Source organism: Roseovarius sp. Pro17 (assembly GCF_035599575.1).
Classification (GTDB): domain Bacteria; phylum Pseudomonadota; class Alphaproteobacteria; order Rhodobacterales; family Rhodobacteraceae; genus Roseovarius.
In genome coordinates, this window is sequence record NZ_CP141179.1 from 2589080 (window position 1) to 2602302 (window position 13223).

General features: G+C 62.0%; 17 protein-coding genes. 12 read left to right on the top strand and 5 right to left on the bottom strand.

Annotated features, from left to right (window positions below; all coding sequences use genetic code 11):
- The first annotated feature begins 115 nt into the window (after positions 1-115).
- Positions 116-1168 (top strand): hypothetical protein, encoded by a 1053-nt coding sequence (locus tag U3654_RS12630; RefSeq protein WP_324751905.1) that lies wholly within the window; start codon positions 116-118, stop codon positions 1166-1168.
- A 78-nt stretch (positions 1169-1246) separates the two neighbouring features.
- Here the strand turns inward: U3654_RS12630 and U3654_RS12635 are convergent, their stop codons facing one another.
- Positions 1247-1843 carry a LysE family translocator gene (locus tag U3654_RS12635; protein WP_324751906.1) on the bottom strand — a complete coding sequence of 199 codons (597 nt, stop codon included), beginning with the start codon at positions 1841-1843 and terminating at the stop codon, positions 1247-1249.
- A gap of 103 nt (positions 1844-1946) precedes the next feature.
- Between U3654_RS12635 and U3654_RS12640 the strand changes: the two genes are divergently transcribed.
- The 4 genes from U3654_RS12640 to U3654_RS12655 are packed head-to-tail and all read left to right on the top strand — an operon-like array spanning position 1947 to position 4916.
- Positions 1947-2399, top strand: coding sequence for a YaiI/YqxD family protein (locus tag U3654_RS12640; RefSeq protein WP_324751907.1), 453 nt, complete (start codon positions 1947-1949; stop codon positions 2397-2399).
- 12 nt (positions 2400-2411) lie between these two features.
- Positions 2412-3374 carry a DMT family transporter gene (locus U3654_RS12645; protein ID WP_324751908.1) on the top strand — a complete coding sequence of 321 codons (963 nt, stop codon included), beginning with the start codon at positions 2412-2414 and terminating at the stop codon, positions 3372-3374.
- 4 nt (positions 3375-3378) lie between these two features.
- A complete protein-coding gene (locus U3654_RS12650) occupies positions 3379-3999 on the top strand; it encodes an HAD family phosphatase (RefSeq protein WP_324751909.1) in 621 nt (206 codons plus the stop codon).
- Positions 3996-4916, top strand: coding sequence for an alpha/beta hydrolase (locus tag U3654_RS12655; RefSeq protein WP_324751910.1), 921 nt, complete (start codon positions 3996-3998; stop codon positions 4914-4916). The genes U3654_RS12650 and U3654_RS12655 overlap by 4 nt, the downstream gene beginning before the upstream one ends.
- Positions 4917-4996: 80 nt before the next feature.
- On the opposite strand, the gene U3654_RS12660 is transcribed toward U3654_RS12655, so the two are convergent.
- Complete coding sequence (locus U3654_RS12660) at positions 4997-5956, bottom strand: L-malyl-CoA/beta-methylmalyl-CoA lyase (RefSeq protein ID WP_324751911.1); 960 nt, start codon at positions 5954-5956, stop codon at positions 4997-4999.
- A 298-nt stretch (positions 5957-6254) separates the two neighbouring features.
- On the opposite strand from U3654_RS12660, the gene dgcN reads away from it, so the two are divergent.
- The 3 genes from dgcN (at position 6255) to U3654_RS12675 (ending at position 9148) form a co-directional block, all read left to right on the top strand.
- Positions 6255-7256, top strand: coding sequence for an N-acetyltransferase DgcN (dgcN, locus tag U3654_RS12665; RefSeq protein WP_324751912.1), 1002 nt, complete (start codon positions 6255-6257; stop codon positions 7254-7256).
- Between the two features lie 69 nt (positions 7257-7325).
- Complete coding sequence (gene dgcA, locus U3654_RS12670) at positions 7326-8285, top strand: N-acetyl-D-Glu racemase DgcA (protein ID WP_324751913.1); 960 nt, start codon at positions 7326-7328, stop codon at positions 8283-8285.
- On the top strand, positions 8285-9148 hold the full coding sequence (locus tag U3654_RS12675) for a D-amino-acid transaminase (protein WP_324751914.1): 864 nt from the start codon (positions 8285-8287) through the stop codon (positions 9146-9148). The genes dgcA and U3654_RS12675 overlap by 1 nt, the downstream gene beginning before the upstream one ends.
- 71 nt (positions 9149-9219) lie before the next feature.
- Here the strand turns inward: U3654_RS12675 and U3654_RS12680 are convergent, their stop codons facing one another.
- The 3 genes from U3654_RS12680 to U3654_RS12690 are packed head-to-tail and all read right to left on the bottom strand — an operon-like array spanning position 9220 to position 10675.
- Positions 9220-9543 (bottom strand): DUF1244 domain-containing protein, encoded by a 324-nt coding sequence (locus U3654_RS12680; RefSeq protein WP_324751915.1) that lies wholly within the window; start codon positions 9541-9543, stop codon positions 9220-9222.
- A gap of 30 nt (positions 9544-9573) precedes the next feature.
- Positions 9574-9921: a 5-carboxymethyl-2-hydroxymuconate isomerase gene (locus U3654_RS12685; RefSeq protein ID WP_324751916.1), complete on the bottom strand. Its 348-nt coding sequence runs from the start codon at positions 9919-9921 to the stop codon at positions 9574-9576.
- Positions 9922-9934: 13 nt separating this feature from the next.
- Positions 9935-10675: an N-formylglutamate amidohydrolase gene (locus U3654_RS12690; protein WP_324751917.1), complete on the bottom strand. Its 741-nt coding sequence runs from the start codon at positions 10673-10675 to the stop codon at positions 9935-9937.
- Positions 10676-10788: 113 nt separating this feature from the next.
- Between U3654_RS12690 and pyk the strand changes: the two genes are divergently transcribed.
- The 4 genes from pyk to rplT all read left to right on the top strand — a co-directional run bounded on the left by pyk (position 10789) and on the right by rplT (position 13211).
- Positions 10789-12234: a pyruvate kinase gene (gene pyk / locus U3654_RS12695; protein ID WP_324751918.1), complete on the top strand. Its 1446-nt coding sequence runs from the start codon at positions 10789-10791 to the stop codon at positions 12232-12234.
- 51 nt (positions 12235-12285) lie between these two features.
- Entirely contained in the window at positions 12286-12510 is a 225-nt protein-coding gene (locus U3654_RS12700) for a hypothetical protein (protein ID WP_324751919.1), read from the top strand.
- Positions 12511-12632: 122 nt separating this feature from the next.
- Complete coding sequence (rpmI, locus tag U3654_RS12705) at positions 12633-12833, top strand: 50S ribosomal protein L35 (protein WP_324751920.1); 201 nt, start codon at positions 12633-12635, stop codon at positions 12831-12833.
- A 12-nt stretch (positions 12834-12845) separates the two neighbouring features.
- Positions 12846-13211, top strand: coding sequence for a 50S ribosomal protein L20 (gene rplT, locus U3654_RS12710; protein WP_324751921.1), 366 nt, complete (start codon positions 12846-12848; stop codon positions 13209-13211).
- Positions 13212-13223: the final 12 nt, after the last annotated feature.

The following is a 13223-nucleotide window of genomic DNA, read 5'->3' on the forward strand; positions in this document are numbered from 1 at the left end:
ATACCCGCTCATTAGCTGCCTGCGCCGATGCGTGGTGGATGAACCATTGGCATCGCAAACGTTGCGATACCTGTGCAGCTGAATTCGAAGTTATATTCAACTACGGAGATTGTTCATGCTTAGAAATACTTTGCTCGCCACTGCTTGCGTCTTTGCCAGCAGCACCTCCCCGTCGATTGCAGCAGACGAAATCCCGCAATCGCGGATCGACCAGATCCTAGCGATGGACCCGACCGAGATGGCGCGCACCGGCGCCTTTACCACGGCGGCCTATGATCGCCTGATGGGCTATATCAACTCGATCGAGGATCCGGACCTGCGCAACCTCGTCCTCGACATGTACGCCGCCCCGGAATCAACGGTGTTCAACGCCACGGCCTCGACCGACGCGCTGCGCACGGCACCCGCTACGGGCGGGCCGGGACATCACCACTATCCCGGTGGCCTTGCCGTTCACCTCGTCGAGGTGATGGAGATCGCGCTTGGATGGATCGAGATGTTCGAGAGCATTCATGGCGTGCGAACGATGGATCGCGATCTGGTTATCGCCCAGCTTGCCCTCCATGACTGGAGCAAGGTCTGGTACAATTGGGACAAGTCCATCGGCAAGGTTGCCAAACCCGAGTGGTTCCCCGCCGCATGGGGCGGCAAGGACGGGATTGCCCGCTGGGGCTGGATGGGCGAGCATGGCACAGTGGTCTATGCCGAACTGCTCAAGCGCGGCGCACCCGAAGAGCTACTCTTTGGCGCAGCCTCGGCCCATTTTGACCCGCACTGGGACGTCGAGATCTCGAACAAGGACGGCAAGGCCGAAGGCTTTGACGCCGCGATGGCCGAAGCGGCGGACCATGCAGGGACGGACGCGCCGCAGATCGACATGGACAAGCGCCGCGCCGAATGGTTCCTGTCGGCCTACTCCGATGGCGACTGGTCGTTCTCGCACTATGTCGCGGGCAGTTCCGCCCATAAATGGGTCCGCAACGTCGCAGACGATATGGGTATCGATCCCGACTCGCCCGAAGCGGCGATATTGGCCTGGTTCGTGCTTACCCGCGTTTCGGATTTCAAGCTTTACAAGATCTATGAGGATTCTGGATTCTCGACCGAAACCGTGCAGGATCTGATCCACGATGTGATCGCGGACTCGTCTGCTTACGAGGTGAAGTAACCCTATAGGACGAGCGCCACCAGTCCTCTGCCCCAGACACGGCGACTGGGGCAGAGGGCCGCGATTGTTCGCGCAATGTCAGGAAAACATCATCCAGAGGCCGACAGCGGCCAGCAAGCTGCCGAAGGCCAGATTGATGTGTCGCGCCGACCGGTCCTCGCGAAATCTGCGGGCCAGAATATCGCCGAACATCGTCCAGACCAGAAACGACACGAGATTGTTGAGAGTAAATGTTGCGACGATGACGATCACGACCCAGAAATCTGAGCCGCCTTTGGTGGTCAGGAACTGGCTGAACATCAGAGTGATGATGACATAAGCCTTGGGGTTCAGCAGCAATAGCACCGCTCCGTCGCGGAACCGGATCGAGCGTGCCTCAGCCACGCCGCCCTGCGCGCCTGCGCAAAGCAATGTCCACGCCAGCCACAGCACATATGCCGACCCTGCCAGTTTGAGTGCACCAAAGAGACCGGGAAAGAGGCTTGCCCCTTCGGCAAATCCGAGGCCGATCGCGAGCGTGACCAGAAACGTCGCAACGTGATAGCCCAGATTGGCGGGCAACGTGGCGCGTAGCCCGAACCGCGCGCCGCTGGCGGCGAAAAACATGTTGCCCGGGCCGGGACTGAATGCCAGAGGAAAGAGAAACACCAGCAATGGCAAAAATATGGACAGCATGGCAATCTCCCTTGGGATGCGGAATATGTGCGCCACTGTCCCTGCCCTGCGCCGCTGAAACGACCCGTTTCATGCGGTTTCGCCGCCCAGTAAGGAGCTTGCCGTGATCTATGTCGATGCCGATGCCTGCCCGGTCAAGGATGAGGCGATCCGCGTTGGCACGCGGCATGAACTGAGCGTCTTTATCGTCTCAAACGGCGGTCTGCGCCCATCGCCGCATCCGCTGGTCCAGACAATCATCGTGCCCGACGGCCCCGACATCGCCGACATGTGGATCGCCGAGCGTGCAGGCCCGGGCGACGTGGTCGTAACCGGCGACATTCCATTGGCCGCGAAATGCGTCGAGGCGGGCGCGCTGGTGCTGAAGCACAATGGCGAAGCGCTGACGGCGGCCAATATCGGCAACGTACTGGCCACGCGCGATCTGATGACCGACCTGCGCGCCGCCGATCCGTTCCGGCAAGGCGGCGGCAAGGGGTTTACAAAGGCGGACCGCTCGCGCTTTCTGGACGCGCTCGAACGGGCCGTGAGGCAGGCCCGCAACCTCGCACCCTGAAAGGTTCCACCAATGTCCGTCGTCGCCGTCCAAGGTAACAATACGGTCGGCGCTTTCTGCGCACTGACGGCGATCCTGTGCTTTTCCTTTGTCGATCTGGGGATCAAGCTGTTGAGCGAGGGCTATGCGCTGCACCAGATCGTATTCCTGCGCTCTCTGGTCAGCCTGACTGTGTTTCTTTTGATTATCATGCCCTTCAACGGCGGCTGGCGTGTATTTTATACTCGGCGACCAGGCGCGCATCTGTTGCGCGGCACTTTCATTGTCTGCGCCAATGTATGTCTGTTTCTGGGTCTCGCTGCGCTGCCCATCGCCGACGCGGTCGCAATCTTCTTTATCTCGCCGCTGGCTATCGCGGTGATGTCGGTGATCTTCCTCAAGGAAACCGTCGGCCCACGCCGCTGGATCGCCATCATCGTCGGCCTGATCGGCGTGCTGCTGATCGTGCAGCCCGGCACCGATGCGTTTCAACTGGCCTCGCTCCTGCCCGCGATCTCGGCGCTGCTTTACGGCGCGATGCACATGGTCACGCGCAAGATCCGCGATACCGAGAGCGCATCGACGATGACGGTCTACGTCGTCCTCCTGTTTCTGGTATCAAGCGCGATCATCGGTCTGCTGATCGGCGACGGGCGCTATGAGACGGGCGCGCACCCGGCGCTGTCGTTCCTGTTGCGCGCTTGGGGTCCGGTCGCACAAGGCGACATATGGATCATCCTCATGCTGGGCATCGCGGGTGTTGGCGGCAGCTTGCTGGTTTCGCAAGCCTACCGCCTAAGCGAGGCAGCATTCGTCGCGCCGTTCGAATACGTGGCGATGCCCATCGCGATCTTGTGGGGCGTGATGTTCTTTGACACGTGGCCCGCGTTCAACGCATGGGCCGGGATCGCGCTGATCCTCGGCTCGGGGCTTTATATGCTCTGGCGCGAAAACCGGGCAAGCGCGGTAAAGCCCGCGCCCCGTTATCGGCGATAGATCGGTGACGCCGCGCGCTGTCATATTCGATATCGGCAACGTGCTGATCCAATGGCAGCCCGAGGCCTATTTCGATCGCTTGGCTGGCCCCGAGCGGTGCCGCGCCATGTTCGCCGCAGTCGACATCCACGCGATGATGAACCGGATCGACGCGGGCGCGGATTTCGCGGGCGAGGTGGCGCGCACTGCCGCCGCGCATCCCGAATACGCGACAGAGGTCCTGCATTTTCGCGACCATTGGTGCGACATCGCGCAACCTGCCATCGCCCATTCGGTGCGCCTGTTGAACGCGCTCAGGGCGCGCCGCATCCCGGTTTTTGCCCTCTCAAACTTCGGCGTGCAGAATTTCCCGCTCAGCGCCGCGCAATTCCCGTTCCTGCGCCAGTTCGACCGCGCCTACATTTCGGGCCGGATGGGCCTGATCAAGCCCGATCCCGCAATCTATGCCGCCGTCGAAGCAGATTGCGGCCTGCCACCTGACGCGCTGCTCTTTACCGACGACCGCGACGACAACATCGCCGCAGCCGCCGCGCGCGGCTGGCAGGTGCATCATTTCAACGGTGCGACAGGGCTGGCCCGGCGGCTGGTCGATTCAGGCCTGCTGACGCCAAAGGAGGCGACGTGACGATCGCGCTCGCCATTTTGGTTATCGTTGCCCTCGCCCCTTTTCTGCGCGAGGCCGCCCGTCCTCGCATGTCAAAGCGCGCACGCAAGGACGCCCCGGGCGACTTTGCAGAGTTGTCGCAGGGCGTCACGCATTACCGCTGGCTGGGCGCAGATAAGGGGCCGGTCGCCGTCTGCGTGCATGGGCTGACCACGCCCTGTTTCGTCTGGGATCCCATCGCCAAGGGGCTGGGTCAGATGGGATTTCGCGTGCTGGTCTATGATCTGTACGGGCGTGGTTATTCAGACCGGCCACGAGGCGCACAGGATGGCGCGTTCTTTGTGCGCCAGCTGTCGGACCTCTTGGCCGATCAGAAAATCAACGGGAATATCACGCTACTGGGCTATTCGATGGGCGCCACCATCGCACCCATCTTTGCCGCGCAAAATCGCGGTATGCTGCGCCAGATGGTCCTGCTCGCGCCTGCTGGCCTCGGCCATGATCTGGGCCCCGCATCGCGGCTGCTGGCGCAAACCGGGTTATTCGGCTCTTGGGCCATGCTGTCGGTCTATGGCCGCTCAATGCGCCGTGCGCTGGACGCCGAGCGCGGGCAGAAATCCAGCGTGCCGGGCATTGTCGACATGCAGATCGCACAGCTGCGCCATCGCGGATTCATGCCCGCCGTGCTGTCTTCTCTGCGCGGCGCGCTGGATACAGACATGGAGGACGCGCACCGCACCGTCGCAGATGCCGACCTGCCGGTGTTGGCGATCTGGGGTGCGCAGGATCAAGTGATCCCCATCGCAGGCCGCGAAACCCTCGCCAAATGGAACCCCGCCGCGCAGCAGGAGGTGGTCACAGGCGCGGGCCATTCCCTGCCATACACGCATGATAGCGAGGTTATCGCGATCCTCGGCGCGTATCTGGATGCGCACTGAGGATTGGGCAGGTAGCGCCCGTGTCTTCTTGAGCGGCAAACGCAAGAAGGCTGATCGGCGTTGTATTCCCGACCGACCGCTCAGCCCGCTGCAATCATCTCGGACTGGCGCACGATTACCTCGGCCTGCTTGATGCTCGCGATATCCACCAGACGCCCCTTGTAGACGGTCGCGCCCTCGCCATTGGCCTTGGCGGTCTCCATCGCCGCGAGGATCTCGCGCGCCTCGGTCACGGCTGCGTCCGAGGGGGTAAAAATCTCATTCGCCAGCGCGATCTGCTTGGGGTGGATCGCCCATTTTCCGACCATGCCAAGCGTGGCCGAACGCAGCGCCTGCGCGCGGAAACCTTCCTCGTCCGAGAAATCCCCGAACGGGCCGTCCACGGGCAGCAATCCATGCGTGCGGCAGGCCGCGACGATGGCCGCCTGCGCCCAGTGCCACGGGTCCGACCAATGCTTGGTGCCGTCGTGCAGCATGTAGTAGTTTTCTTGCGTTCCGCCGATACCGGTCGTCGCCATACCCATGGAGGCGGCGAAATCGGCGGCGCCTAGGCTCATCGCTTGCAAACGCGGGCTGGCGGCGGCGATCTCTTCGACATGGGCGATGCCGGCCGCGCTCTCGATGATGACTTCGAAGGTGATGGGCTTGGTGCGCCCCTTGGCGCGCTCGACGGCAGTGACCAGCGCATCGACGGCATAGATGTCGGCAGCACAGCCGACCTTTGGGATCATGATCTGATCCAGCCGGTCACCCGCCTGCTCCAGCAGGTCCACGACGTCACGATACCACCAGCCAGTGTCGAGACCGTTGATGCGCACGCTCAGATACTTTTTGCCCCAATCCACCGAGTTGATCGCTTCGATCGTTTGCTTGCGCGCCAGATCCTTGTCGTTCGGGCCGACCGAATCCTCGAGATCAATGTTGATCACGTCCGCCGCGCTGGCCGCCATCTTTTCGAACAGCTTGGCGTTCGAGCCGGGGCCAAACAGCTGGCAGCGATTAGGACGGGCGGGGGCGGGGGGCTGGAGGCGAAAGCTCATTTTTTGGGGCCTTTCGGACAATGATATTACGTTTTGTTCCGTCTGATCGGTATTAAATTACCCATTCGCGTGCAAGGCGATTTTGCAGATGCAGCATTGCCTTGCACGGCGGATATTCGTCGATGGCACTACTAAAGATTGGCCCGCTCATCGAATTTCCCTACGCTGACAGTCAATCAACGCTGCTATCCGGCATGATTTTCCATGTTAAGGCCGCTAAATTTGCGTAAAGAGGCTTCGACTCGCCGAATCCATCAGCGCGGGCCAGCCGGCCCCTGAACTGCCAAGGACATCTGTCATGATCGAGACGCCGTATCTATTGTTTCTGGGCGACGCGCCCGACATGCTGGCTGCCAAGGTCGCTATCGGTATTCGCGACTGGCGCCCTGAAAACGCGGTGGCCCAGATCCGCCTGCCCGGCTGCGGCGCCAATCTGGGCCTGACCGATATGACTCTGGCCGAAGCGAAAGCAGCAGGCGCCAAGACGCTGGTCATCGGCGTTGCCAACCGCGGCGGCGTCATCTCGACCAAGTGGAAAGATCTGCTGATCGCCGCGCTCGGCATGGGCTATGATCTGGCCAGCGGGTTGCACAACCTGCTGCGCAATGAGGCCGATCTGGTCACCGCCGCCAAGAAACATGGACGCATCCTGCACGACGTGCGCATTCCGTCGGTGCAATATCCCATCGCGACTGGCGAAAAGCGGACGGGCAAGCGGTGCCTCCCGGTCGGGACCGATTGTTCGGTCGGCAAGATGTATACCGCTATGGCGATTGAGCGCGACATGACCGAGCGCGGCATGAAGGCCACCTTTCGCGCCACCGGGCAGACCGGCATTCTGATCACCGGCGGCGGCGTGCCTCTGGACGCGGTGGTCGCTGATTTCATGGCCGGGTCGATCGAATATCTGACGCCCGACAATGATCCCGATCATTGGGACATCATCGAGGGGCAAGGCAGCCTGTTTCACGTCTCTTACTCCGGCGTTACGCTGGCGCTGATCCATGGCGGGCAGCCAGACGCGCTGATCCTGTGCCACGAACCAACGCGCGAACATATGCGCGGCCTGCCGGGCTATAGCCTGCCCACGCTTGAGACGTTGCGCGACATTGCCCTGCCGCTGGCGCAGGTCGGGAATTCGGACTGCAAGGTGATCGGCATTTCCGTCAACACGCAGCACATGTCCGAGGACGACGCGCGCGCCTATTTGGCCGAGGTGTCGCAGCGGATGGATCTACCTGCCACCGATCCCTACCGCTTTGGCGCGGGTGTGCTGGTGGATGCGCTGGCAGCACTCTGAACCTATGACCGGTGCGGGGTAAAGGGCGCCGGGATTTGAGTATTTTTGGAACAATGAAAGGCGGGGTGGATGCAGGTTTCGGTGACGCGCGATGTGTTTAAGCTGGCGCAGGTGTTTACCATCAGCCGCGGCTCGCGGACCGAGGCGCAGGTGCTGACGGTAACGGTAAGCGACGGCGTTCATCAGGGGCGCGGTGAGTGTGTGCCCTATGCCCGCTATGGCGAAACACTGGACAGCGTGGCGGCGCAGATCGAGGGCGCGTCGGTGACGGACCGCGCGGCGCTGAGTGCGCTGGCCGCTGGTGCCGCGCGCAATGCGCTGGACTGTGCGCTGTGGGATCTGGAGGCCAAGCGCGCGGGTCGCCGTGTTTGGGAACTGGCCGGTCTGCCAGCGCCGGGACCCGAAATCACCGCCTACACCCTGTCGCTGGACACGCCCGAGGCGATGCAAGCGCAAGCGTCGGAACATGCGCATCGCCCACTGCTCAAGATCAAGCTGGGCACGCCCGATGACATGGCCCGGCTGGAAGCCGTGCGTGCGGGCGCACCTAAATCCACGATCATCGTTGACGCAAATGAGGGCTGGAGCGCCGAAGTTTATGCAGACCTTGCGCCGCATCTGGTGCGCCTCGGTGTCGCGCTGGTCGAGCAGCCGTTGCCCGCAGGCGAGGATGACGCATTGCTGGGCATGAAGCGGCCCGTCCCGGTTTGCGCCGACGAAAGCTGCCATGATCGCGCCAGTCTGGCCGCGCTCAAGGGCAAATATGACGTCGTGAATATCAAACTGGACAAGACCGGCGGACTGACCGAGGCGCTGGAGTTGCGCCGCGCCGCATTGGATCAGGGCTATCGCGTGATGGTTGGCTGCATGATTGGCAGCTCTCTGGCCATGGCACCTGCCACGTTGGTGGCGCAGGGCGCGATGATAACCGACCTCGACGGGCCACTGCTGCTGGCTGAGGACCGCGAAACACCGTTGATATTCGACAGCGCCGGGGTGCATCCCCCCGCGCCGGAACTTTGGGGATAATGACAATGCGCACAGTTTATGTGAACGGCGAGTATCTGCCAGAGGACGAGGCCAAGATTTCGATCTTTGACCGCGGGTTCCTGATGTCGGACGGCGTCTATGAGGTGACCAGTGTTCTGGGTGGAAAGCTGATCGATTTCGAGAGCCACAAGATCCGGCTGGCGCGATCGTTGAGCGAGATGAGCATGATCCAGCCTGCCGCATTCGATGACCTGTTGGAGATTCACCGCGAACTGGTGGCGCGCAACGACATCGGTGACGGTCTGATCTACCTTCAGGTCACGCGCGGCAATCCGGGCGACCGTGATTTCCATTATCCGCCTGCGGATACGCCACCGACGGTAGTTCTGTTCACGCAGGCCAAGCCCGATCTGGTTGACTCGCCCCTCGCCAAGCGCGGCGCGCGGGTCATTGCGGTGCCCGACATGCGCTGGGGGCGCCGCGACATCAAGACGGTGCAGCTACTCTATCCTTCGATGGCCAAGATGATGGCGCAGCAAGCTGGCGCCGACGATGCGTGGATGGTCGAGGATGGCTATGTCACCGAAGGCACGTCGAATAACGCCTATATCGTCAAGGACGGGCGCATCGTGACTCGCGCGCTGTCGAACGACATCCTTCACGGCATCACCCGCGCCGCCGTGCTGCGTTTCGCCCGCGAGGCACAGATGGAGGTCGAAGAGCGTAGCTTTACCCTTGATGAGGCGCTGAATGCGGATGAGGCTTTCTTTACCTCCGCCAGTGGGTTCGTGACGCCGGTGGTCGAGATTGACGGTGAAAAGATGGGCGATGGCGCGCCCGGCCCTGTCGCCAAGCGCCTGCGCGAGATTTACCTTGAGGAAAGCCTGAAATCCGCCATTTGAGCGTCAGCTAGGCATCTTCTTGGTTTAAATCTACAGTCGGACCGCCTGTACCAAGCGGTCCGACTGTTATCTCAGCCCTTCTTTTCGACATTTTCGGCAAATGATTTCTTGAACGCGTCCTGTTGGTCCGGGCTTGCATCGGTTTGATGCTGCGCCTTCCATTCGTCCATCGTCATGCCGTAAAAAATCTGGCGCGCCTCGTCCTTGGTCATGTCGATGTCGCGCGCGTTGGCGGCCTCCTGATACCAGCGGCTCAGGCAATTGCGGCAAAACCCGGCAAGGTTCATCAGGTCGATGTTTTGCACGTCCGTGCGTTTTTCCATCAGATGTTCGCGCAGGGTGCGAAAGGCGGCGGCCTCCAGTTCGATCTGTGTGCGTTCGTCTATATCGTCCATGATCTCTCTCCTGTTTCAATCGGGGCCCGGTTAGTCGGGCAACACGCGCTTGGCATAGGCGGGGTCCAGATCGGCGAGGTCCACCGACAGGCTATGCACTTCGCCCAGCCGCTCAGCCATCACGCCAAGTATCACCTGCGTCAATTCAGATTTGGTGTCTGCATCCCGTCCGGGCAAGAGGCGCAAGGTCGCATGGGCAAAACTCTGGCCCTTGGTGCCCAGCAGATGCGCGCCTGCCTCGATCGTACGCAGTTTCAGCGTCTCGGGCTTGGGGATCGCCGGATGCGCGGCCAGCGCATCAAAGATCGTAACGCAAAGAGCGTGCAGGGCCGCGTCCGAGGCCGCGCCTTTGGAGTGTTCGATCACGATATGCGGCATTGCGCCTCCCTTTCTACAGCCCTTCGCGGGCCAGCGTTTCCACCAGCATTGGAGCAAGACGCTGGGCCCATGCGCGCTGCTGCGCTTCGGTTTCGATCAGGTCATTGCGCAGCTCAATCAGCACGTTGGGCCGGCCATGTGCAATGGCATGGCGCGCGATGGTGTCGCCGGGCAGATGGCCGGTATAGGGCTGGTTGTCGCCGACGCTCAGGTCCGGCTCGGCCCTCAGACGCGCCATCAGCGGATCACTCAGGCGCGTGTCGGTGGAATAGAGCACGCCGACCTGCCACGGGCGCGGCGGGCGGCCCTTTAGCTGCGGGGTAAAGCTGTGGACCGACACCAGCACCGGGCCTGCGCGGTCCGCCAGAACCTGCTGGGCCGCGCTATGATACGGGCGGTAACAGCGCCTCAGCCGCTCACCCGTATCCAGATCAGAAATGCCGCGATTTCCGGGAATGATCGTGCCGTCGTATAGTTGCATGATCAGCGTCGGATCGTCCTCGTCCCGGTTCGGGTCGATCACAAGGCGCGAAAAGCGCGACAGGACCGCCGGCCCGTCCAGCGCCTCGGCCAGCGCGCGGCTGACGCCCTCGGTGCCGGGATCATAGGCGATGTGGCGGGCCATATCGTTGGCGCTGACGCCCAAGGCCCCGCCGTTCACGAAATCCGGGACGATGTTCGACGCGTGGTCGCACAGCACCACCCAGCGACCAGCGCGGCCTGCCCCGTCGATAACGAACGGATTATATGTCATGATCCGTAAACATCCTTTTCGCCCCTTTGCCCCGGAGCGAAAGAATGGCAGTATGTTAGCGATAACGCTTCATCCGCTCTGGTACCGCCCTTTGAATATAGGAAGTTTCATAAATGAGACGCCATCGCAACGTCAAGATCGTCGCCACCCTTGGCCCCGCCTCGGAAACCTATGACATGATCCGCGCCCTGCATGAGGCCGGCGCAGACGTGTTTCGCCTCAACATGAGCCATGGACAGCATGACGAGATCCGCGAAAAGCACCGCATCATCCGTCAGGTGGAAAAGGATCTGGACAGCCCGATCTGCATCCTTGCCGACCTGCAAGGGCCGAAACTGCGCGTCGGCGTGTTCGCCAACGGCGAAGAAGAGCTGGAGCCGGGCGCGCCCTTTCGCCTCGACCTGGACGAGGCCGAGGGCGATTCCACCCGCGTCTGCCTGCCCCACCCCGAGATTTTCGCAGCCCTCAAGCCCGGCGCGTCCCTGTTGGTCAATGACGGTAAGATCCGCCTGAAAGTTACCGATTGCGCCAAGGATTTTGCCAATTGCGAGGTGATCGTCGGCGGCACGATCAGCAACCGCAAGGGCGTGAACGTACCGGATGTGGAGCTGCCCCTGGCCGCGCTGTCGGAAAAGGATCGCAAGGATCTGGAGTTCGTCTGCCAATTGGGGGTCGACTGGCTGGCGCTCAGCTTTGTGCAGCGGCCCGAGGACGTGACCGAGGCGCGCGAACTGGCACAGGGGCGCGCCGCGATCCTCAGCAAGATCGAAAAACCATCGGCAGTGACGCGGTTCAATGGCATTCTCGCCGCGTCCGACGGGATCATGGTCGCGCGCGGCGATCTGGGGGTCGAATTGCCGGTGCAGAACGTGCCGCCCATCCAGAAACGCCTCGTGCGGGCCTGCCGCGCGGCGGCCAAGCCGGTGATCGTCGCCACGCAGATGCTGGAATCGATGATCGAATCGCCCGTGCCCACCCGCGCCGAGGTCAGCGATGTGGCTACCGCGATCTACGAAGGTGCCGACGCGATCATGCTGTCGGCGGAATCGGCGGCTGGACTATACCCGATAGAGGCCGTGACGACGATGGACAACGTCGCGCGCGAGGTCGAGAGCGATCCGACCTATACGCAGATCATCGAGGCGTCGCGCATCGCTACCCGCACCACGGTGGCCGACGGTATCGTCGCCGCCGCCCGCGAGATCGCCGAGACGACGGACATCAAGGCAATCTGCTGCTTTACCCAGTCCGGTACCACCGCCCTTCTGACTGCACGCGAGCGCCCGCGTGTGCCGATCATCGCCATGACATCGCAGCGCGGCACTGCGCGGCGCCTCGCGCTGAGCTGGGGGGTGAACTGCGTGATGACGCCCGAGCTGGACCGTTTCAAACAGGCGGTTATCAATGCGGCGCGCGCGGCGCGCACTCAGGGCTACGCAACGACGCTGGATCAAATCGTTGTAACGGCGGGCGTGCCCTTCAACGTGCCGGGCACAACGAACATCCTGCGCGTCGCCCCTTGTCAGGAAAGTTTGATCTATGCCACAGATCCAAGTTAGGATGAGGACAGTTTTTTGTGTGAGTGATTGAATTGGTGTGGGTGATGGAACATGACTAGCGATCAGATTTTGGTGTTGGGCGTCGTTCTGGGGATATTTTCGATCCCCGCCATCGTCTCGGCCCTGTCCGAGCGGCGCCCGCCCCGCGTCGCGGCGTTGGTGCTGATCACGGCGGGATGCCTCGTGATCTGGGCGGTCCAGAAAAAGCCCAGCGGCTACAGCCTGACCGACGTACCCAAGGCCTTCGTGCGGGTGGTAGGCCAATTCACCCAGTAGCAGCGGCTTTGCCCCTTGCGTGCATCGCCCATCGCCCCTAAAAGGCGAACTTCACCCGCGCGTCCGGCCCTGAGTGGCATGCCGAGTAGCGCGTCCGACCGACCACCAAAAAGGAGCCGGAAATGCCCAAGATGAAGACAAAGTCGAGCTGCAAAAAGCGGTTCAAGATCTCGGCCACGGGCCGGATTATCGCAGGTCAGGCTGGCAAACAGCACGGCATGATCAAGCGCAGCAACAAATTCATCCGTAATGCACGCGGTACCACAACGCTTTCAAAGGCTGATGAGCAGATCATCAAGCCAATGATGCCCTACGCGCGCTAAGGAGGATTTGATATGTCGAGAGTAAAAGGTGGCGTCGTCACGCACGCCCGTCACAAGAAAGTCATCAAGGCAGCCAAAGGCTATTATGGTCGCCGCAAGAACACCTTCAAGGTAGCCGCGCAGGCCGTCGACAAAGCAAACCAGTACGCCACGCGCGACCGCAAGAACCGCAAGCGCAGCTTCCGCGCGCTGTGGATCCAGCGGATCAACGCCGCTGTGCGCAGCCATGACGAGGCGCTGACATACAGCCGCTTCATCAACGGTCTGGCGCTGGCCGGTGTCGAGGTCGATCGCAAGGTTCTGGCCGATCTGGCCGTACACGAGCCTGCGGCATTTGCCGCGATCGTCGAGCAAGCCAAGGGTGCGCTGGTCGCATAAGCGCCGCTCATT